Source organism: Streptomyces sp. NPDC050509, assembly GCF_044457965.1.
GTDB lineage: Bacteria > Actinomycetota > Actinomycetes > Streptomycetales > Streptomycetaceae > Streptomyces.
This window is the reverse complement of record NZ_JBITHL010000005.1, coordinates 23,337-44,596: the sequence shown is the minus strand read 5'-3', so window position 1 is coordinate 44,596 and position 21,260 is coordinate 23,337. Positions and strand designations below refer to the sequence as shown.

Below are 21,260 nucleotides of genomic sequence, written 5' to 3'. Positions count from 1 at the left end.
TATGCCCGAGCGTACGCCTGACCTTTACTGAGCGAATACGGGTTTACACAAAGAGGCACTCATCCGGCCAACAAAGCACCGAAAACCGAGGGCAGGGGGCGCACTCAGCCGAACGCGCCCCCACCGCCGATCGCTCCCGCAGCCCGCTCCCGGCCGCCGCCCCTTGGCCAAGTGGGCGGCTCCGCCACGGGGATGGGACGGATCGGCGCGAGGGGATCGGCCGTGGTCAGGCGCATCACCGCCCGCCCGTAAGGCCGTTGGAGCACCGCGCGGGAGGCGGCGCGAACGCTCCGGAGCGCGCGCCCCGTCACCGCCGGGCGGGCGGGAACGGACGCCCTCCGGTCATTTGACCGAAAGGTGGTAGGCGATCCGGTACCGGTCGGCGGGGACGACGACGTCCGCCGTCTCCACCGCGCGCCCCGACGCGTAGTACGTCCGCTCCAGGACCATCACCACATGGCCGGGCACCCCGCCGAGCGTGATCAGCTCGTCCGCCAGCCCCGGGCGCGCGCCGACCTCCTCCAGGACGTTGTCCACGACGATGTCGATGGCCGCCATCCGCTCCACCACCCCGCATCCGCCGAGCGGCCCCTCCTCGGGCAGCATCACCGGCGTACGCCCCGTCACCGCCAGGGGCTCCCAGGAGGTGGAGAGCATCATCGGGTCGCCCGCCTCCCGGAAGACGTAGCGCGTCCGCATCACCCGGTCGCCGGGCTCGATGCCGAGCCGGGCGGCGATCTCCTCCGTCGCCTCGTCCTGCTCGCTCCGCGACTCCCAGGTCCCCCGCACGCCCGCCTCCGCCTGCTCCTGGCGGAACGGACTGGACCCCACCGGCGGCCGGTAGCCGGACCGGGCGATCCGGCGCGGCACGGGCTGCTCCCGCACATACGTACCCGACCCGGAGCGGCCCTCCACCAGGCCCTCGGCCATCAGCACCTTGCGCGCCTCCAGCGCGACCGTGTCGGACACGCCGTACTCCTGGCGGATGCGGGCCTGCGACGGGAGGCGGGTGTGCGGGGGCAGCGCGCCGTTGACGATCTTCTCGCGCAGATCACTCGCCACGCGCAGATAAGCGGGCTGCTCACCGAAGGCCACGGGCCACTCCCATCAGGTTGACAGACAGCAACAGACTGGCAACCGTCGGTTGTGGACCGCAAGCGTGGGCCAGAGTTTCACTCGATGTGATGAGTTGCGTTTACGCTGCGGCTTCCCGGCGTAACAGGCCGCGCGCCTGTCCCTCCGCCGTGCGCGCCGTGCCGGGCCACGGGGTACGCCCTTCCTACCGTCGTACCCGTGATCTCCTCCCCGTTCCCCCGCACCCGTCTCACCGCGCAGCTCGTCGCGGCCACGCTGCTCCTGGCCGTCCCGCCGCTCTCGTACGCGGACCCCGCCCCGGACACCCGCGCCACCGTCGGACCCGGCGCCCCGCCGGACCCCGACGCCCCGCCGAACCCCGACGCCCCGTCGGACCCGCCCTGCGGGCAGGAGACCGAGCCCGGCTGGTCCCCCGCCGCCACCCGGATCGATCCCGCCGACAGCTACCACGCCTACACCGGCAACGGCTATCTCGGCGTCCGCGTCCCGCCCACCGGCGCCGGTTACGACGAGCCGGGCGGCGCGACGGGGTGGCCGCTGTACACGCCCCGCTACGACGGCGCGTTCGTCGCGGGCCTCTACGCCCACCAGCCAAGGACGACCGCCGACCGCCAGGTGCTCGCCGCCCTGCCCACCTGGACGACGCTGGACGTACGTGTGGGCGACGAGACCTTCGGCCCCGGCAGCCGGATCTCCCGCTACCGCCAGCGTCTGCTGCTGCGCTGCGGAGTCGTCGTCACCAGCCTGCGCTGGACCACCGCCGCCGGCCGCGTCACCGATCTGACGTACGAGGTGCTCACCGACCGCTCCGACGCGCACACCGGCGCCGTACGACTGCGGCTGACCCCGCGCTGGAGCGGCGAGGCCACCGTCACCGGCGCGCTCGACTGGCGCGGGGCGCGGCGGATCACCCGTACCGGAGGGGATGCGGAGGCCGAGACCTTCCGTACCGACGGTACGGGGACGGCCGGCGCCCTCGCCTCGGTACTGCGGCCCGCCCTCCGGGGCCCCGTGGCCCTGCGGGCGGACCGTACGTACACCTTCGTGAAGTACGTCGGCGTCAACACCGCGCTGACCGCACGGAACCCGCGCGCCGCCGCCGTCGGCGCGGCCCGGCGCGCGGCCGACCGCGGCTGGCCCGCGCTGTTCGCCGCCAACGACGCCGCGTGGGCGCCCCTGTGGTCCGCCGGCATCGACGTCCCCGGGCGGCCGGACCTGCTGGCGTGGCTGCGCTCGGCCCAGTACGGGCTGCTGACCGGTACCCGCGAGGGCTCGGCCGACAGCATCGCGCCGACCGGGACGACCAGCGACAACTACGCGGGCCTGATCTTCTGGGACGCCGAGGTCTTCATGTTCCCCGGGCTGCTGGCCACCCGCCCGGAACTGGCGCGCTCCGTCGTGGAGTACCGCTACCGCACCAGGGAGGCCGCCGCCGCGAACGCCGAGAAGCTGGGCTTCAAGGGGCTGTTCTACCCGTGGACCAGTGGCGAGGCGGGTCTCCTCTGGTCGGAGTGCCAGTCATGGAACCCGCCGCACTGCGTCACGCAGATCCATCTCCAGAGCGACATCGCGCTCGCCGCCTGGCAGTACTACGAGGCCACCGGGGACCGCGACTGGCTGCGGGAGCGCGGCTGGCCGCTGCTGAAGGGCATCGCGGAGTTCTGGGCCTCCAGGGTCACTGCCAACGACGACGGCAGTTACTCCGTCAAGGAGGTGGCGGGGCCCGACGAGTACAGCAACGGCGTCACCGACGGCGTCTTCACCAACGCGGGCGCCGCCACCGCGCTGCGCCGCGCCACCGAGGCCGCCGCGCTCGTCGGGGAGGAACCGCCCGCTACGTGGACGCGGATCGCGGACCGGATCCGTATCCCCTACGACGCGGCCCGCAGGATCTACCTTCAGTACGCGGGGTACGACGGTTCGCGCATCAAACAGGCCGACACCGTCCTGCTGACCTATCCCCTGGAGTGGCCGATGCCCGCGGGCGCCGCGGCGGCCACGCTCGACTACTACGCGGCGCGCACCGATCCGGACGGGCCCGCCATGACGGACTCGGTCCACGCGATCGACGCCGCGGCGATCGGGGAGCCGGGGTGCGCGACGTACACGTATCTCCAGCGGGCGATCCGGCCGTTCGTCCGGGGCCCGTTCGCGCTCTTCTCCGAGGCGCGCGGCGACAAGGCGGGGGCGGACGACCCGCTCTCCGGCTCGCCCGCGCAGGACTTCCTGACCGGCAAGGGCGGCTTCCTCCAGGTCTTCACCCACGGTCTGACGGGGCTCAGGCAGCGCGCGGACGGCGTACGGCTCGACCCGATGCTGCCGCCGCAGCTCGCGCGGGGCGTGACCGTACGGGGGCTGCGCTGGCAGGGGCGTACGTACGACGTGGCCGTCGGCGCCCACGGGACGACGGTACGGCTGACGTCCGGCGCGCCGTTCACCGTCCACACCCCGGCGGGCGACCGCCGGCTCGACTCCACGCTCACCCTGCCCACCCGCCGCCCCGACCTCACGGCGACGGAGAACGCGGCCCGCTGCCGCCCGGTGAGCGCCACCTCGGAGCAGCCGGGCCTGTACGCGGCGGCAGCGGTCGACGGCAGTCCGGCCACCGCGTGGGTCCCCTCGGACGCCACCGCGGCGCTCACGGTCGATCTGGGCCGTACGGAGCCGGTCGCCTCCGTCACCCCCCGGTGGACGGATCCGCGCCCCACCTCGTACGAGATCGAGACGTCCACGGACGCGGCCCACTGGGGGCCGTTCCGGCCGGGCGCCCCGGCCCGTCACCTCAGGGTCACGGTCCATGCCGCTGCCGGCACGGGCGCGGGCGCGGGCACGGGCACCGGTACCGACGCGGGCGCGGGCGCGGGCATCAGCGAACTGGCCGTCAGCACATCCGGTACGGGCGGCCCGCCACCGGCGGCGGGCGCTTCTGGTTGAGAATTCACCCACCCCAGGGGCTGGATTGGTAAGGCTTGCCTTATATGCTGCGTTCGCTCCCGGAGTGACACCTGTCCCGGCGGGCATCCCCGGCCCGTACAGAAGGACCTGCCTCATGCGCACCACCACCCGCGGGGTGCTCGCAGCGCTCGCGCTCCCGCCCCTGCTGACCGGCTGTTTCGCCGCGAGCGGCCCGGACTCCGCCTCCGGCCAGGGGGCCGGTGCGGACGGAGCGAAGCGGCTGCGGATCGCCCTTGCCGTCCCCCCGGTCCAGGCGCTCTCCCCGTACAGCAACGACGCCACCGTGCTGAGCAAGCTGTCCGTCGCCGAGGGCCTGACCGCGCTCGGCGCCGACGGCACCGCGAAGGCGGCGCTCGCCACGTCCTGGAAGCGGACCGACGCCACCACCTGGACCTTCGAACTGCGCAAGGCCTCCTTCCAGGACGGCACCGAGGTCACCCCGGCCGCCGTCGTGAACGCGCTCGACCACGCCGGCGCCGCGAAGACCAGGCCGCGCGTGCTCAGCGACGTCACGCTGACCGCGAAGGCCGAGGGCGCGAACACGGTGCGGATCACCACCGGCGCGGCCGACCCGGTGCTCCCGCTGCGCCTCGCCAGCCCGGCGCTCGGCATCCTCGCCGCCGGCGCCTACGCGAAGGACGGCTCCGTCGACCCGACGGGCAACGGCACCGGGCCGTTCGAGATCACCAAGCTGACCGGCACCTCCAAGGCCACCCTCCAGCGCTTCGACGGCTACTGGGGCGGCAAGGCGAAGAGCCCCGGTGTCGACGTCTCCTGGATCGCCGACGGCACCGCCCGCGCCAACGCGCTGCGCGCGGGCGACGTGGACATCGCCGAGTGGATACCCACCTCGCAGGCGAAGCTCCTCGACGCGAAGACCCGGCACGAGGTGCCGTCCGTACGCACCGACAGCCTCGTCCTCAACACCGCGAGCGGCGTCTTCACCGACGCCCCGCTGCGCGCCGCCGCCCGCCGGGCCGTGGACGGCTCGGCGCTGGTCGGCTCCGTCTTCGGCGGGTACGCCGACGCGCCGAAGGGGCTCTTCGGCCCCGGCATCCCCTGGGCGGCCGGCGATCGTGTCGCCGTGACGGGCCGCGCCGGGGCCGCGACCGCGGCGGAGGTGAAATCCGCGACCAAGGGAAAGACGCTGCGCCTGGCCACGTACACCAACCGCGGCGAACTCCCCGAGGCCGCGACCGTGCTCCAGCAGCAGTTGGAGAATGCCGGGTTCACGGTGCGGCAGGACGTCCGCGAGTACACGCAGATGGAGGCGGACCTGCTCGCCGGGAAGTACGACGCGCTCGTCTTCTCCCGCGTCACGCTGCTCGACACCGGCGACGCCGTCTCGTACCTCGCCAGCGACTTCACGAGCAAGGGCGTCTACAACATCGCCGGGCTCAAGGACCCGGCCGTGGACCGGGCGATCGCCGCGGCTGCCGAGGAGGGCGACACCGAGCGCAGGCGGCAGAAGATCATGGCGGCCGAGGCGGCGGTCCTGCGCACCGACGCCGTCGTCCCGCTGGTCCACGAGAAGGTGGTGCAGGGCATCGCCTCCGGTGTCGAGGACGTCCTCCTCGACCCACGCGAGCGCTCCCTGATCGACACCGACACCCGCCTCCGCTGAGTGGCCGCCGCCCCCGGCGCCGCCGGCCCCGCCTCGTACCGCCGCGTCGCGTGGCGCACCGGGGCCGGCCGGCTGGCCGCCGGCGCCGCCCTGCTGGTCACCGTCGCGCTGCTGCCCTGGCTCTCGCGCACCGACCCGGCGCTGACCGTGCTGCGCACCCGGTCGGCGGAGCAGGACCCGACACCGCGGGCGCTCGCCGCCGTACGGGAGCAACTCGGCCTGGACGACGGGCCGCTCGCGCTTTTCGGCCGCTGGCTCGGCGGGCTCGCGCGCGGCGACGCGGGCACGTCGTGGGTGTCCGGCGAGCCGGTGCTGCCCGACGTGGCCGCGGCCTTCGGGATCTCGGCGACCCTCGTGCTGGGCGCACTGCTGGTCACAGCCCTGGTCGCCGGGGCTGTCTGCGCCCGTACGCTCCTCCTCGGCTCCCGGCGGAAGCTGCGGTACGGCGGGGCGGGCGGGCCGGCGGCGCTCCTGGCCGCGCTGCCGAAGTTCCTGCTGGCGTCGACGCTGGCCACGGTGTTCGGGGTGGGGCTCGGCTGGTTCCCGTCGAGCGGCTGGGACGGACCGGCGTCGATGGTGCTGCCCGCGCTCGCGCTCGGGGTGCCGTCCGGCGCGATGATCGGCGGGCTGCTGGAACAGGCGCTGCCCGCCGCGTTCAACGAACCCTGGGCGCGCACCTGGCACGCCGCCGGCTTCCCGCCGGGCCACACCGCCCGGCACGCGCTGCGCCGGACGCTGCCCGGGGTGCTCCCGCAACTGCTGCCCACGCTCGTCGCGCTGGTCGGCGGTGCTGTCGCGGTGGAGAAGATCTTCAACATCCCGGGGCTCGGCCGGCTCGTCCTGGACGCCGCCGTCGCCCAGGACCTACCCCTGCTCCAGGCCGGCACGCTGACGCTGATCCTGCTCGGCACGGGCGCGGGCCTCGCCCTGGGCGGGCTGCGGCGCGCCCTGCTCGGCCCCGCGCTGCGCGACGGCGCGCTGCCCACCCTGCACCGGCCGCCGCTGCCCGCACGGCGTTCGGTCCGGTACGTCGCCGGGGCCTGCGCGCTCGTCCTGGTGGTCCTCGTCACGGCGGGGGCGCTGCGCGATCCGCTGCACGTCGACACGGCGGCCCGGCTGCTGCCGCCGTCCGCCGCGCATCCGCTGGGCACCGACGCGCTCGGCCGCGACCTGCTGGCGCGGGTCGGCCACGGCGCGCTCCGCACGGCCCTCGTCGCGCTGGCGGTGACGGCGGTGAGCGCGCTCGTCGGGGTGCTGCTCGGTCTTGCGCCGCGGATCAGCGCCGGGCTGACGGACGTGGTGGCGACGCTGCCCGCCGTCCTGGCCGGGCTGCTGGTCACGGCGGTCACCGGGCCCTCGGTGTACGGGGCCGCGCTGGCGGTCTGCGTGGTCGGCTGGAGCCCGTACGCCGCCCAGACCGCGGCGCTGCTGGAGCAGGAGCGCGCGAGCGGCCATGTCGCCGCCGCGACCGCGCTCGGCGCGGGGCGCCGCCAGGTGCTGCGCCGTCATCTCCTCCCGGCGATGCTCCCGCCACTGCTGCGCAACGCCCTGCTGCGCCTGCCGACCGCGGTGCTGGTGCTGGCCTCGCTCGGCTTCCTGGGCCTGGGCGAGCAGCCACCGGCGCCGGAGTGGGGCCGGCTCCTGTCGGAGAACCAGCCGTACGCGGAACTGGCCCCCTGGACCGTCCTGGGCCCGGCCGCCGCACTGGCCCTGCTCGCCGTCCTGGCGGTCACAGCGGGCGAGGAGGGGCCGCGCCGGGGCCGGCCCCGGCGGTTCACCAGGGGCCACCGCGCGTGAACGGGGCGGTCCGTACGTCGAGCCACTCCGTCCCGGCCCACGCGGCGAGGCCGAGCACGGCCACCATGACGAGCGCGGCGACGCCCTCCCTGACCCGCAGGACGCCGGTGAGCAGCGCCCAGACGGCGAGGGCGAGCGCGGGCATCCCGAAGAGCAGCAGCGGCAGTTCGACGTAGACGAGGCTGAGATCCCGCTCCCCCTCGAACCCGCCCCGTACCCCCGGCCCGGCCCCGGCCATCCACACCACGGCCCCCACCAGGAACCCGCCCACCACGGCCAGGCACCCGGCCCAGCCTCGGGTGAGCGGCTTCTCGTCCCTGGAACTCTCACGTATCGCCATCACGACAAGGGGACGCGGGGTCGGGCGGCTCCGGTTCCCGCGACCGCCGCTCAGGACCGGCGCCGCGGCTTCCCTCGCTTGGCGCCGCCCTTGGCCGGCTTCCCTGCCCCGCCCGCACGCCGGGATGTCGCCTTCGGTGCGGGCTTCGACTTCGACTTCGACTTCGCGGCGGCGGCCGGCGCGGGCGCGGGGCGCCCCCGTGTGCTGTTGACGGTCCGCCCCCGGACGATCCCGATGAACTGCTCCACCAGATCGGTGGTCCCGTCCTCCAGCCACGACAGCGCCACACGCGACTCGGGGGCGTCCGTCACCGGCCGGTACGTCAGGTCCTTGCGGTGGTGCAGCCGGGCCAGGGACTGCGGCACCACGAGCACCCCCACCCCCGCCGCCACCAGCTCGACGGCGTCCTCCGTCGTCGCGGGGCGCTCGATCGCGGGACGCCCCGGCAGCCGCTCCCACTCCAGGGTGTCGTCGAGGGGGTGCAGCACCACCTCGTCGGCCAGATCGCCGATGGAAACCTCTTCGACGGCGGCCACGAGGTGGTCCTTGGGCACCACCACGACGGTCGTCTCGGTGTAGAGGGGGATCGCGCTGAGCCCCGTCCGGTCCATCGGCAGCCGCACGAGCCCGGCATCGGCGCCACCGTCCCGCACCACGTCGGGTGCCTCGGCGGCGGAGACCCCGGCGAGGTCCAGGCGGACGCCGGGCAGCCGCTCGTGCCAGATCCGTACCCACTTGCCGGGCGTCACGCCCGGTACGTAGGCGAGCCTGAATGAGGGAGGTGTGTCCGAGCCTGTCACCAGGCCAGGTTACCGGCCGTGGTCAGAGGCCGCTCACACGCTCGATACGCTTGACTTCATGACATCGCACAAGACCACTGTCCAGACGATGAAGCCCGCGACCGCGGCGAAGAAGCTGGGCGTGTACCTGGAGGCCACCCCCGCCGAGTTCCAGGAGGGTGTCGTCTCCCGCAACGAGCTGAACGCACTGCAGACCGACCCGCCCGAGTGGCTGACCACCCTCCGCCGCGAGGGCCCGCACCCCCGCCCGGTCGTCGCCGCGAAACTGGGCGTCTCCATCGCCGGCCTCGCCCGCGGCGGAGTGACGGACGCCCTCACCACGGAGGAGATCGACGCCCTGAAGACGGACAGCCCCGAGTGGCTGGTACGGGAACGCGCCACGCAGGCGGAGGTCCGTAAGGAAGCGGCCCGCATCAAGGAGAAGAACGCGGAACGCACCGCCGATTCCCCCCGGGACCGCGCCTGACCGTGATCACCGCATCAGTACGGTGACACCACCGGCCGGCGACTCGGCGTGATCGCGAACCCGGCGTGATCGCAGACATGTTCAGCGGCCATCGCCTTATTGCTGCGGCGTCGCGACCGGCCCTACGCTGAGGATGTGCCTCAGTGGTAACGCACCCGGCGTCACGGGCGCGTCACCACGCGGCGTCGCGCACCCGGCGCCACACGGTCGGCCACCACGTGACCGTGTGCCGCTGCCTGGCCGCCTCCGACGTCGGGACACGCTCACGGGGGAGGTCGCACGCATGCCACCGGTCGAGAAACACCTGCGCAGAGCGTTGCGGTTCTGGGAACGGGGGCGCGGCTTCGAGGACCAGGGACAGTTGGCGTGGGCGGCCCGCTCGTACATCCGGGGGCTCGGCAGTTTCCTGAGCTATGTGAAGCTCGCCCCTGATCTTCAGCTGGCCCCCGCCTACCACGCCTTCGGCACCCTCGGCCGGGAGTCCGCCCGGGTTCAGGCCACATGGCACCAGCCCGCCGCGCTCCAGCACGCCCGGATGGCGCTGGCCGCGTCCCACCTGGCCGATCCGACACGCGGGCAGATCGAGCTGATCGAGCGGGCGGTGCGCGACGGTCCCGGTCGGCCCCTCGGGCAGATCCTCCCGGGTGCGGGCACGGCGCCGCTGAGCCCCGAGCTGCGGATCGCGGGGGCGGCGGACGCGCGGGATCTGCTGGCCACGCTGCTCGGTACGGGGGGCAGGCGGCGCGATCCCGAGGAACTCTGGCCGATCGGCAGCGGCGTACGGCTCGGTTCGGGACCGATCGGCTACTGGAAGGAGCAGAACCGCTTCCTGCGGGCGACCCTGCCCAGTTGCGAGGGCCTGGACGAGCCTCAGGAGGCGACGGCGCTCCGGTCGGAGGCGGACGCCATCCACCACGAACTACGGCGGCTGGTACCCGAGTTCGACCCGGGTCCGCGTCCCGATCGGACGGGAGTGTCCGGCCGCCCGTACCGTCGGCCACCCGGGGCCGGGAGGTCCGGGACGCCCCGGCCGCCGGGAAGCACGGAGCGGTCGCGGCGCGCGTGGGGGCCGGAGTGAGTCCCCGGCGGCTGCGGCCCCATCTGCACACCGCGCTCGCCGCCTGGGAACGGGCCAGGACCGTCGCTCAGAGCGCCGACGCGCTGCGCACCGGCCTCACCTACAACCGGGCCGTCCACCATCTCCAGTGGTACGTCAGCCTGTTACGGACCGCGCACGACGCCCCCGAACCCCGCGCCGAGGTGAGCGCCGCCTGCCACGCCCTGTCCTTCCTCGGCCGTGAGGCCATGCCGAAGGTCATGGCCGCGCGCGCCACGCGCCAGGTCGTCGTCCACGCCCGGATCACCCTCGCCGCCGCCCACCTGGCCGACCCCGCACATGGCGATCCCGACCAGGTCTCCGGGGTGTGGGACGGTCCCGTGCTCGACCGCCTCGCCCCGGACGGCGTCGGCGACGTGACGGTCGCCGAGCGCGTCAAGGCCGCGGCCGACGTGCGCCTGCTCGTGGCCGAGCTGATCGCCGGGCATCCGCAGGCCGCGATGCCCAAAGGGCGGCGCTGGCCCGTCACCGAGGCCGCCGGCACCGGAATCGGCGCGCCCTACCGGGACCGGCAGAACTTCCGGCGGGCGGTGCTGCCCAGTTGCGCGCGCCTGGACGCGGCCGGCGAGGCCGTACAACTCGCCTACGAGAGCGCCCGGCTGCACGCGGCGCTGGCACGGGCCGTGCCCGCGCACACGGGAGAGTACGAGCGCGCGAGGCGGGCCCTCGAATCCCTCGCGACCCGTGTCGGCGTGACCGCACCGACCGTGGAGTGAGGCGGAAGCGGAGGTAGAGGCGGGGCGGAGGCGAAGCGGCGGTGTCGCGGTGGACGGTGAGGCGGAGGCGAGGCGACGGTGTCGCAGTGGGCGCAGGCTCTCGGGGCGCTGGGCGCCCTGGTCATGGGGCTCTTCGGCGCCGCCAACTGGCGCTTTCCGTTTCTTGAGCGGTACGGGATGATCGGTTTCGGCTTCGGCATGCTGACCTGGGTCTGCGCCAGGTTCGACGGGCCGGCCGGCGATCAGCCCGGGTGGTACGACACCCTGGGCTCTTCCGCCATGCTGCTCGTCGGTGTCTCCCGCTTGATCCGCTCGTCGCGGCACCGGGACACCTCCGCCTTCGGCGGCGACGACCACCTGCTCGCCGCCGAAGCCGACATGCTGCTGCGCTTCTACTTCAAGCAGGACGCGCTCCCCGCCCTGGACAAGGCCGTCGACACCTACCGCGACGCCGTCCGCCACACCGACGGCGCTCCCCCTGACGTACGCGACCACGCACACCTGTTGAAGGCCCTCCGTATCCGGTACGAGCGGCTGCGGAACCGCGCCGACCTCGACGAGGCCGTGGAACTCGGCCACGCCGCCCGCGCCCGGCGCGGAACCCGGTCGCACCGGGCGCTGCTGCTGACCGAGTTGGGCACGGCGCTGCGGCTGCGCCACGACCACACGGGGTCCTCCGAGGACCTGGCCCTGGCGCGTGACCGCGGCGAGGCGGCGGTCGCGCTGCTGCACCCGCGCCATCTCCTCTTCCCGCTGTGCAGCTCCCGTCTGAGCCATGTGCTGTTCAGTTCGTACGAGCACACCGGCGACCCGCGCCGCCTCGACGACGCCCTCGACCACCTCCGCCGGGGGCTGGACTCCGCCGCCCGGCGCGGCTACGCGCGGACCGCGGACGAGATCCGCCTGTGCTTCCTGCTCACCGAGCGCGGCCGGCGGACCGGGAGCGCCGGGGACCTCGCCGAAGCCGTCGCCACCGGCGACCGCACCCTGGCGCGGATCACACCCAAGGACCCGCTGTACGCGTCCTGCCTGCACCACCTCTCCGTGGCCGTGCGCGCCACGGGGACCCGGTCGGAGAGGGCCGAGGACCTGGCGCGGAGGGCGCTGCTCAGCGTGACCGACGGTGCGCCCGAGCAGGCCCGCGCGCAGCTCAACCATGCCCTGGCCCTGTACGACCTGTACGGTGCGCGCGCGGACCCCGGCCATCTGGACCACGCCCTGTCACGGGCCCGCTCGGCCACGCTCCATCCCACCGCCGACGTACCGACCCGGCTGCGCGCCGGTCTCGTCCGGAGCGACATCGCCGCCGCCGAGCGCCGTGACGCGGAGGCCGTGGAGGCATTCGAGAGCGTGATCGGGTTGCTGCCGCAGCTCGCCTCGCAGGAGTTGTCGCGCGCCGACCAGGAGGGGCAGAGCGCCCGCTGGGCGGGCGTCGCCGTGGCGGCGGCCACCAGCGCCGTGGCCGCCGGGGAGCCCGCGAAGGCCGCCGTCCTGCTGGAACTCGGCCGGGGGGTGCTGCTCTCGCGCACCCTCGCCCTGCGTACCGATGCCACCGCGCTCCGCGCGGCGCACCCGCGGCTCGCCGCCGAACTCGACGACGTACGCGGGGAGCTGACCTCGCCGGCCCCGGACCTGGCCCCGGATGCCCAGCGGTCCGTGCGCCGGGAGCGGGAGGGCCGCTGGGAGCGGCTGCTGCGGGAGATCCGCCGCCTGCCGGGGTTCGAGGACTTCGCCCAGCCGCCCACGGCCGACCGGTTGCGTGCCCTGAGCGCGGACGGCCCGCTGATCTATCTCACGGTGACGGCGCGCGGCTCCGCCGCCATCGCGGTCACACCGGACGAGATCCGGGCGGTGCCGTTGCGGGTCACCCCCGAGGAGGTGGAGGAGCAGGCGCGGGTGCTGCGTTCCTGCTTCGCCCTGGAGCGGGTCGGCGACCACCGGGCCCAGGGCCCGGCATTCGGCGTCCTGGGCTGGATGTGGGACGAACTCGTCGCCCCGGCGCTGTCCGCCGCCCTCCCGGCGCTCTCCGCACCACCGCCTCCCGGCAGTCGCCTGCCGCGGGTCTGGTGGGTACCCACCGGTCCGCTCGTGGAGCTGCCCCTGCACGCGGCGGGCCACCACCGGGACGGCGGCCCCGTCCTGCTCGACCGGGCCGTCTCCTCGTACACTCCGACGGCGCACGCGCTGGCGGCGGCCCGCCGGCGGTCGGGGCCCGCGCTGCCGGGCGGCAGCCGGCTCGCCGTCGCCGTCCCCGGCGCGGAGGGATACCCGCCGCTGCCGAAGTCCGCGGAAGAGGCGGAGCTCGTCGCTCGTACCGCGCCCGGTGCCGTGACCGTCCTGACCGACGCGGAGGCGACCCGCGACCGTGTCCTGGCCGAACTGCCCCGGCACGCGTGGGCGCACTTCGCCTGCCACGCGGTCCCGGACCCGGCGACGCCCTCGCACAGCAGGCTGCTGCTCGACGATCACCAGGACACCCCGCTCACCGTCGCCGACATCTCCGCGCTCGACCTGCGCGGCTCCCGGCTCGCGTACCTGTCGGCCTGCGAGACGTCCCTGACCGGCCCCCGCCACCGGGACGAGGCGATCCACTTCGCGTCGGCCTTCCAGCTCGCGGGGTTCCCGCATGTCCTCTCGACCCTGTGGCAGGTGCCCGACGTGGGCGCGTACGGCCTCGCGAAGGCGATGTACGACGGGTTCGAGGCGGCGCCGGACGACGAGGAGGTGGCCCGGGCCGTCCACGCCGTGACCCGGCTGGCCCGCGCGGAGATGTGCCCGAAGCTGCCGGGTGTGTGGTCGGCGCTGGCGCACGTGGGGCCCTGAGCCGGGGCCGACCGCGGCCTTGCGTGGGGCCCCACGCAAGGCCTCCCTGTCACTCCTCGTCCGGCGCCTGCGGCGGTTCCTCCGGGACGGTCGGGAGCACACCGCGCTGGGCGGAGGCCGCCGGCCCGGCGCTCGCCGGGTCGGAGGGCGCCACGGCCGGCTCGGCGACGCCGTCGACCGGCGTGTGGCCGCGCCCCTGGGAGGGGTCGGCCGCCTGCAGTTCCCGTTCGAACGGGGTCAGTTCGGGTTCGTCGACATCCATGGGCTCGGCCGCCTTCCTCATTCCCTCGGTCCGCCGGTTCCGTCAGTCACGTCCGTGTCGGCGCCGGCGCCGGTGCCGGTGTCGGTGTCGGTGTCGGGCAGGGCTGGAGCCTCCGGCGGCAGCAGGACCTCCAGGATGTCCGTGTCGGCGGCCCGGACGTACAGCCCGCCGCTGCCTTCGACCCGCCGGTGGAAACTGCCGTCCGGCCGCATCAGCCAGGCCGATTCCAGGTACAGCTCCGCGGGGTGCGGATAGGAGGTGGCGTACGAGCGCGTGCCGTACCAGCCGCCGATCCAGACGCCGTCCCGCAGCCGCAACCGTACGAAGCAGGAACCGCGCTCCCGGAACATCCGGTCCCACGCGGTCGGGGTGGCGCGGTACCGCACGGCGGTCGTCTTGCGGCGCTGCCAGTAGGTGACCGCCGCCGCGACGGCTGCGGGCGCCGCCACGAACAGCCCGAGGACCACGAGCCCGGCGAGCCTGGGCCGGCCGCTGAGATGGGACCACCCGTCCCGGTCGATGCCCTCCACCAGGCGCATCAGTTGAGGGCCGAAGGCGATCAGATAAAGGGCGTCGAGCACCACGGACGCGGCGAGCGCGCGCATGACCCGCTCGCCGAGATTCCGCTCGCCCGGCATCGGGCCGCGCCAGAACTCACGCAGGAACTGGTAGACGATCCCCGGCAGTACGACGAGGACGAGCAGCGCCAACTGCACCACCGTGGACGGGGCGCCCGCCATCACACACCACCCGGTCCCATGTCGGGGTCCCGGGCCAGCCGCGCGGTCGCGACGGCCGCGGCGGACAGCGCCGCGACGAGCGCGAGCGAGCGAGAAGACGATGACCCACGGCTTCCGGTACGCCACCCAGGAACCGGCCTGCTCGTACCGCACGTTGGACATGATCAGGAGCCCTACGGCAACCGCCCAGGCACCGGCGAGCGCACTCCGCCGGACCGTCGTCAACTCCGCGAGCAGCAACGCGGCGGCGCCCAGCGCCGACACCGCGCACACAAGCACCCCGAACCCCGACCCGGCCCCCAGCATCAGACTGCCGACCACGGCGAACCCGGCGGCGCACAGGGCGGTACGGCGCACCCGGCCGCGCCGCAGCGTGACGACGAAGGCCGCGGCAACCAGCAGGTCCCCGGCCAGGAGATACGCGTCCACACCGCCCCCGTCCTTCGGTACGTGCGCCCTGTGCCCCGACTCCGTGACGTAGGCCCAGGAACGGCCCGAAGCCCGCGATCCAGCCTACGCCGACCCGTCCGGCAACTCGGTGACGTATCCCAGAGGTTGACCCGGTCGAGGCGGAGCCCCGCATGCTCTTCTGACGCGTGTGGGGTCGCTCAGGCGTCCGGGGCGTCGAGGTGGGCGAGTGCGGCGATGATGCGGCCGGCGATGTCCCGCGGCCAGGGGAAGGCGTCGGCCACGGCACGCTGATGGGCGAGTCCGTGCAGGCCCACTCACAGCGCGACCGCGTCGCCGGCCGGGTCGGTGCTGGTGGACTGTCCGGCGGCCGCGCAGTCGGCGAGGGCATCGGCGAGGATCCGCATGGACGCGTCGCCGAGCGTGGCCAGATCCACGTCGGTCACGGAACTGTCGGCCAGATCCGGCATCCAGAGGCCGCCGAACATCGTGCGGTAACGCTCGGGATGGGTCCGTGCGAAGTCCAGATAGGCGTGGCACACGGCGTACAGCCGTTGCCGGGGATCGGTTCCGGCCTTCTCCACCACGGCGCTCCTCCTCGGCACCCCGGGCCTCTACTGGACCCTCACCCTCGCCGGCGGCGGCGCCTACGCCCTCGCCGCGGTCCTCGAACGCCGCCGCCTCGCCACCCGCTGACCGCGGTGTGGGAGCACGGCGGAGCCACGCGGAGCTACGCGGAGCTACGCGGAGCTACGCGGAGCTACGCGGAGCTACGCGGACACCGCGACCACCTGCTTGCCCACGACACCGCCGCGCTCGAACGCCTCGTGCGCCGCGGCGATGTCCGCGAGCGGGTACACGCTGTCGACCACCGGGCGCAGCGCACCCGACCTGACATGGCCGGCCACATCACGGAGCACGGCGGTGTCGGGGTTGGCGCTGAAGGTGCGGACGCGGCGCGGACCGTACACGCTCGACGCCGCGATCGCGGCCAGGGCCGGCGCGGACAGTGCGACGGTGACCATCCGGCCGCCCTGGGCCAACCGGCTCCGGTAGCAGTTCAGTTCCGAGCCGACGGTGTCGACGATGACGTCGAAGGGGCCGATCCGGTCCGAGGTGGTGGAGCCGTGGTCGAGGACCTCGTCGGCGCCGAGGCCGGTCAGGACCGGCGCGTGGCGGTCGCGGGCCAGCGCGGTCACATGACAGCCCATCGCGTGCGCCAGCTGTACGGCGGCCGAGCCGACCCCGCCGGCCGCGCCCCGCACCAGGACCCGTTCCCCGCTCGCGAGGTGCACGCTGTCGCGCAGCGCGATCAGCGCCGTGGAGCCCGCGACGACCAGGGAGGCCGCCTCGACCGGTGAGACGCCTTCCGGGGCGTGCGCGATCCGGTCCGCTGCCACCACGACGTACTCGGCCGCCCCCGCGGTGATGTGCCGCTGCCGGGGATGCACCATGCCCCACACCCGGTCCCCGGCCCGGTGACCCGCGACATCGGCGCCGGTCGCGACGACGGTGCCCGCGAAATCCAGTCCCACACCGATCGGGAACCGGCGTCCCGACACCATCTTCAACCCGCCCGCGCGGACGATCACGTCGTGTCCGTTCACACTGGACGCCTCGACGGACACCAGCACCTCCCCCGGGCCGGGAGCGGGACGGTCCACGTCGTTGACCCGCAGGACGTCCGCTGTGCCGTAACTCGTGATCTGGGCGGCCTTCATGGCGCTGTCCTTCCGTGGTGGGCCGGTACGGATCCGATACTGGACCCCACACCCGACATCACGGTCGTTCGCCTTTTCCTGGGACCACCGGACCCACCCTCGTCGGTCGCACCGGGCGCATACTGTCGCCGTGACCGACACACCCCTCGCCCTGAGCGACGACCCCCGCCGCGAACTCGCCGAGTTCCTGCGCACCCGCCGAACCCGACTGCGGCCCGAGGACGTCGGCCTGGTCCCCGGCCCGAGACGGCGCGTCGCCGGGCTGCGGCGCGAGGAACTGGCCCTGCTGGCCGGGGTGAGCGCGGACTACTACCAGCGCATGGAGCAGGGACGCGACGTCCGCCCCTCCGACCAGGTCCTGGACGCCCTCGCCCGCGCCCTCAACTTCTCCGCCGAGGAGTCCCGGCACCTGCACAGCCTCGCCGTGGCCGCACGAACCCCGGCCCGCAGGCCGCGTTCGTACGTACCGGAGGAGGTGCCGGACACCACACTGCGGCTGCTGCGCACCATGACCTCGCCCGCCCTGGTCGTCGGCCGTTTCCTGGACGTACTCGCCTGGAGCCCGCTCGCCGGCACGCTGCTGGGCGAGTTCACCCAGCAGCCCCAGGCGGACCGGAACCTGCTGTCCCTGCTCCTGCACCCCGAGGCCGACCAGACCTGCCCGGAGCGGGCGGCCACGGTCGCAGAGCTGACCGGGATGCTGCGGACGCAGGTCACCGCCGACCCCGGACACCCGCGCGCCGTAGAGCTGGTGGGCGAACTCGCCGTCCGCAGCCATGAGTTCGCGACCCTGTGGGCCCGCCACGACGTCGAGGAACCCACCCGGGGCCAGATACGCGTCAACCACCCCCTGGTCGGAGAACTGAACCTCGACTGGGACGCCTACCCGATGCCGGGCACCCCGGGCCCGATGCTCATCGTCTGCACCACCCCCGAAGACGGCCCCGACGCCGACCGACTCCACCTGCTCGCCGGGCTGCTCAACAGCGGCTGACCCACCGCGGGATCCAACCCTGCGGGCCGGCTCGGGTTCGGACCGCCACGGATGACGAGAGGGCTCAGGGTCGCCAACGCTGCACAACAGCGCCGGCAAGGTGCCAAGGTTCAAGGGACTTCTCCGCAACCTCTGTGGCCTGATCGTGCCCGTCAATTCCCGTGCCTCGCACGCAATCCGCCACTCACAGCGGCCAAGCAGTGAGCAAATCGCCGGGGCCGTAAGTGGCATCGAGACCCGGAGAGTCGACGCCGCTCCGCGAGACCGCCACGACGGGAACGGGTTCGTCGGTGAGGGCGGCCCGGTGGCGATGGAGAGCTGCCAGATCGTGCCGGTCGAAGGGCGACTGCTCCAGCCACTTGATGGAGCCGGCGAAGAACAACTCCTTGGCAATGGGGGCGCGGTCCGCCCCGACGAATTCGATCTTGACGTCGTTGGTGCGGGTCCAGTAGCCGCCCACCGCGGGGGCCGCGGGCAGCCGGTCGTCGGGCAGTATCCGCGCCAGGGCCTCACGGACGAGGGGCTCGACCGCCCGGCCGCGCCACCTGGCCCAGCTCTCCCGGATCCGCGCCAAGGTCAGATCGCCCCGCCCTCGCTCGATCTCCTCCATGGACGGACCGAGCAGGTGCAGCCAGAACCGCAGGTAGGGATCTGTCACCCGGTAGCGGCGATCCTTCGGCGGACGCAGCGAGACGGGCAGCTCCGCGGCGACGATCCGCTTGTCCGTAAGCAGCTCCAGCGCTCGCTGCAGCGGCGTGGCCCCAATCCCGCCGGCGGCACGGGCGATGCTGGTGAAGGTCCGCTCGCCACTGCCGATGGCCGCCAGCACCGTACGCGCCTGGGCCTGCCGGGGGAATTCGGCAGCCAGTGAGCGCTCGGCCGACACCAGCAGGGCCGAGACGGGGTCATTCAAGGCCTCACCTAGGAAGTCCCACAGCCCGGCACCCCGCGGCCACTCCGCGCAGACCAGCGGCAGCCCGCCGGTGACGAGCGCGGCATCGAAGGCTTCCGCAGGTTCCAATCCCAGCATCCGCCCCACCTCGGCGGGATTCAGTGGTCCCAGCACCATCTCCCGGCCGCGCTGATGGAAGGGTCGTCCATAGCTGTTCAAAGCCTCCATCATCGACAGATCCGAGCCGATGAGAACGAGCAGCACCGGCTTGCTCTCCAGCACCCGGCCCCAGGCCCGCTGCAGCATCCCCTCAAAGGCGCCATCGGCGTCGGCAGCAGACGAGCTGCTCGACCCCGCCTGACGACCCCCACCTTCTGGCGCCGCGATCACCATTCGGCCTCACGACGTCCCCCATCGCGGCCCTCGTCCAACAACTCGACACGCCTCGCACGCCGCCCGCGCCCGCCTGGCCGATCAGCGTGGGCCGACGCGTCACGTTCCGCGAACGCATCGGCGACCTGCTCCTGGCCAGCGATCTGCCTCTCCGGCGTCGGCTAATGCTTCGCCCTGGCCTGCTTCCACCTCGACGCCACCTCGGCACCGCCTACACCGCCCGCCTCACTCAGCCCGACCGTCTCCGGGACCAGTGCCCCACCCCCACCTCCACCCCGGCGGGCCCACGCCGCTCGATCGACTAGCGCTGCGACTTCGTGAACGACTGAACCTCGCCCGTGATCCTGCCATTCTCAACACCTTTGTCCCGATCGTGGTCAACCTCAGTCGCTCCAAGGAACAGACGGGGAACGAAAGAGGCAACGGGCAACACCACCGAACCCCGATTCTCCAGGCGCGCGTCGTGCCAGACTCGCTTTCGGATGCGAAGCGAAACCGCACCGTTACAGCCGGTGTTCGCCGTCGGGTTTCCTATCGACCGGTGATCGTCGGATAACGGCTCCCGTGAGGGCGGAAGGCTCTCGCGGTCACTGTTCAAGGGGAGGTTGATGATGAGCACAACTTTGCGTTTTGGCCCGGAACTTCGCCGTTTACGAGTAGAAGCGGGGCTGACTCTGACTGAGTTCTCCGTAGCGCTCAACTATGACAAGGGGCACCTCAGCAAGGTCGAGCGCGGGGAGCGTTTCGCGTCCCCCGAACTAGCCCGGCGATGCGACGCGTTCCTCGGCGCGGACGGCGAGCTGCAGCGTCTGGTCACCCGTCCCGCGACGGACTCGGACTCGGGCACCGCCGAATCCCCCGCCGGTCCGAGCCGCTGGCTCGTCGGGCGCCGGGTGGTCCTCTCGGCTGGTACGGGAACCCTGATCGACCTCGGCCTGAAACTCGGCGGTCAGGCGCTGTGCTCCACCGACAACCCCCTCCTGCCCTCCCTCCGCATGCAGTTCGACCAACTGCGGAAGCTCGGTCAGTCCACCGCGCCCAAGGTCCTGCTGCCCCTGCTGGAGGCGCAGACCCGCATGATCGCCGGGCTGGCCGCCGACGCCCGGTCCGATTCTCGGGCCCCTGCGCTCCTGCTCGCCTCGCGGTTCGCGGAGTTCACCGGCTGGATGGCCCAGGAAGCCGGGGACAATGACGCGGCACTCGGCTGGACAGGCGAGGCCGCCGAACTGGCGCGCGCCGGGGGTGACCCGTACCTCGGTTCCTACGCACTGGTGCGACGCGCCCTGGTCACCATGTACGGCGGGGACGCCGCTGGCACCGTCGCCCTGGCCCGCCGCGCCCAGAGCAGCGAACTCCCGCCGCGCATCCGGGGACTCGCGGCCCAACGGGAGGCCCAGGGGCACGCGCTCGTCGGCAACGAAGTCGACTGCCTCCGCAGCCTCGACAGGGCGCGGGAACTGCTCGCCAGCGACGACGCCCGCAATGGCGCTGAGCCCGTGATCGGCACCTCCCATGTGCGCGATCCGGCGGCGATGTCGACCGGCTGGTGCCTGCACGACCTCGGCCGCCCCAAGGCCGCTGCCGAGGTACTCGACCGGGAGTACCTCCACCTCCCGCCGCACGCGCTGCGTACCCGCGCCCGGTACGGCTTCCGCCGGTCCTTGGCCCATGCGGCCTCAGGGGAGGTCGAGCACGCGTGTGCTATCGCCGGAGATCTCCTGGGAGTGATGCCGGCCGTGCCCTCGGCGACGGTGAACAGCGACGTCCGGCGTCTCGCACGGGAACTCTCCCGGTTCCGGAGTAGCCGACCCGTACGTGATCTGCAGCCCGCGCTGGCACGCGTACTCGCCCCCGCGCACGGCTGACAGCCGCTCCACGACCGACGCAGACTGGAGCCGCCCGGCTCGCCGGGCTACCCGGTCCCTCCAGCCCTCCGGATCCCCCCACGGGATCCTCTGATTACCGCTCGACGCGTCGCATCGTGCCCCGACTTCTTGGGCTACCCGCGGCCAGTGATGCACCAGACGGCGCCCCTCCATCCGCACGCCCTCCCGTGGATGCTCCATGCCGTCTCACGGTCGGGACCTCATGGCCCGGCGCGGACCGGAGCCCCGGTC

General features: G+C 73.6%; 16 protein-coding genes and 1 pseudogene. 9 read left to right on the top strand and 8 right to left on the bottom strand.

The annotated features are described in order from the left end of the window. Positions 1 to 342 precede the first annotated feature (342 nt). Positions 343 to 1,095, bottom strand: a complete 753-nt coding sequence (locus tag ACIBJC_RS15715; protein ID WP_399292449.1) for a GntR family transcriptional regulator — start codon at positions 1,093 to 1,095, stop codon at positions 343 to 345. Positions 1,096 to 1,293: 198 nt separating this feature from the next. Here ACIBJC_RS15715 and ACIBJC_RS15710 point away from each other — a divergent pair, with 198 nt between their 5' ends. The 3 genes from ACIBJC_RS15710 to ACIBJC_RS15700 all read left to right on the top strand — a co-directional run bounded on the left by ACIBJC_RS15710 (position 1,294) and on the right by ACIBJC_RS15700 (position 7,471). After that, a complete protein-coding gene (locus tag ACIBJC_RS15710; protein ID WP_399292447.1) occupies positions 1,294 to 4,029 on the top strand; it encodes a discoidin domain-containing protein in 2,736 nt (911 codons plus the stop codon). Positions 4,030 to 4,144: 115 nt separating this feature from the next. Continuing rightward, positions 4,145 to 5,674: an ABC transporter substrate-binding protein gene (locus tag ACIBJC_RS15705; protein ID WP_399292445.1), complete on the top strand. Its 1,530-nt coding sequence runs from the start codon at positions 4,145 to 4,147 to the stop codon at positions 5,672 to 5,674. Then, a complete protein-coding gene (locus ACIBJC_RS15700; protein ID WP_399292443.1) occupies positions 5,675 to 7,471 on the top strand; it encodes an ABC transporter permease subunit in 1,797 nt (598 codons plus the stop codon). Here ACIBJC_RS15700 and ACIBJC_RS15695 read toward each other — a convergent pair. Then, positions 7,449 to 7,811, bottom strand: coding sequence for a hypothetical protein (locus ACIBJC_RS15695; RefSeq protein ID WP_399292441.1), 363 nt, complete (start codon positions 7,809 to 7,811; stop codon positions 7,449 to 7,451). The genes ACIBJC_RS15700 and ACIBJC_RS15695 overlap by 23 nt on opposite strands. 50 nt (positions 7,812 to 7,861) lie before the next feature. Further along, a complete protein-coding gene (locus tag ACIBJC_RS15690; RefSeq protein WP_399292439.1) occupies positions 7,862 to 8,611 on the bottom strand; it encodes a LysR substrate-binding domain-containing protein in 750 nt (249 codons plus the stop codon). 58 nt (positions 8,612 to 8,669) lie between these two features. Between ACIBJC_RS15690 and ACIBJC_RS15685 the strand changes: the two genes are divergently transcribed. From ACIBJC_RS15685 to ACIBJC_RS15670, 4 genes are all read left to right on the top strand, one after another. Further along, the gene (locus tag ACIBJC_RS15685) at positions 8,670 to 9,077 is read left to right on the top strand and encodes a DUF5997 family protein (protein ID WP_399292437.1); all 408 of its coding nucleotides are present in this window, start codon (positions 8,670 to 8,672) and stop codon (positions 9,075 to 9,077) included. Positions 9,078 to 9,360: 283 nt separating this feature from the next. After that, positions 9,361 to 10,155: a hypothetical protein gene (locus ACIBJC_RS15680; RefSeq protein WP_399292435.1), complete on the top strand. Its 795-nt coding sequence runs from the start codon at positions 9,361 to 9,363 to the stop codon at positions 10,153 to 10,155. Next, the gene (locus ACIBJC_RS15675; protein WP_399292433.1) at positions 10,152 to 10,910 is read left to right on the top strand and encodes a hypothetical protein; all 759 of its coding nucleotides are present in this window, start codon (positions 10,152 to 10,154) and stop codon (positions 10,908 to 10,910) included. The genes ACIBJC_RS15680 and ACIBJC_RS15675 overlap by 4 nt, the downstream gene beginning before the upstream one ends. Before the next feature lie 78 nt (positions 10,911 to 10,988). After that, positions 10,989 to 13,733 (top strand): CHAT domain-containing protein, encoded by a 2,745-nt coding sequence (locus ACIBJC_RS15670; protein WP_399292431.1) that lies wholly within the window; start codon positions 10,989 to 10,991, stop codon positions 13,731 to 13,733. Between the two features lie 49 nt (positions 13,734 to 13,782). Here ACIBJC_RS15670 and ACIBJC_RS15665 read toward each other — a convergent pair whose 3' ends face one another. From ACIBJC_RS15665 to ACIBJC_RS15650, 4 genes are all read right to left on the bottom strand, one after another. Continuing rightward, the gene (locus ACIBJC_RS15665; RefSeq protein ID WP_399292429.1) at positions 13,783 to 13,995 is read right to left on the bottom strand and encodes a hypothetical protein; all 213 of its coding nucleotides are present in this window, start codon (positions 13,993 to 13,995) and stop codon (positions 13,783 to 13,785) included. 17 nt (positions 13,996 to 14,012) lie between these two features. Beyond that, positions 14,013 to 15,164, bottom strand: coding sequence for a DUF6338 family protein (locus ACIBJC_RS15660; protein WP_399292427.1), 1,152 nt, complete (start codon positions 15,162 to 15,164; stop codon positions 14,013 to 14,015). A 296-nt stretch (positions 15,165 to 15,460) separates the two neighbouring features. Continuing rightward, the gene (locus ACIBJC_RS15655) at positions 15,461 to 15,727 is read right to left on the bottom strand and encodes a TetR-like C-terminal domain-containing protein (protein WP_399292425.1); all 267 of its coding nucleotides are present in this window, start codon (positions 15,725 to 15,727) and stop codon (positions 15,461 to 15,463) included. Between the two features lie 186 nt (positions 15,728 to 15,913). Further along, the gene (locus tag ACIBJC_RS15650) at positions 15,914 to 16,864 is read right to left on the bottom strand and encodes an NAD(P)-dependent alcohol dehydrogenase (protein ID WP_399292423.1); all 951 of its coding nucleotides are present in this window, start codon (positions 16,862 to 16,864) and stop codon (positions 15,914 to 15,916) included. Between the two features lie 130 nt (positions 16,865 to 16,994). Between ACIBJC_RS15650 and ACIBJC_RS15645 the strand changes: the two genes are divergently transcribed. Continuing rightward, positions 16,995 to 17,858, top strand: coding sequence for a helix-turn-helix transcriptional regulator (locus tag ACIBJC_RS15645; protein WP_399292421.1), 864 nt, complete (start codon positions 16,995 to 16,997; stop codon positions 17,856 to 17,858). Positions 17,859 to 18,042: 184 nt separating this feature from the next. Here ACIBJC_RS15645 and ACIBJC_RS15640 read toward each other — a convergent pair. Next, a pseudogene (locus ACIBJC_RS15640) lies at positions 18,043 to 19,080 on the bottom strand (ATP-binding protein); the annotation flags it as partial. Between the two features lie 674 nt (positions 19,081 to 19,754). Here ACIBJC_RS15640 and ACIBJC_RS15635 point away from each other — a divergent pair. Further along, positions 19,755 to 21,008 (top strand): helix-turn-helix domain-containing protein, encoded by a 1,254-nt coding sequence (locus ACIBJC_RS15635; protein WP_399292419.1) that lies wholly within the window; start codon positions 19,755 to 19,757, stop codon positions 21,006 to 21,008. Positions 21,009 to 21,260: the final 252 nt, after the last annotated feature.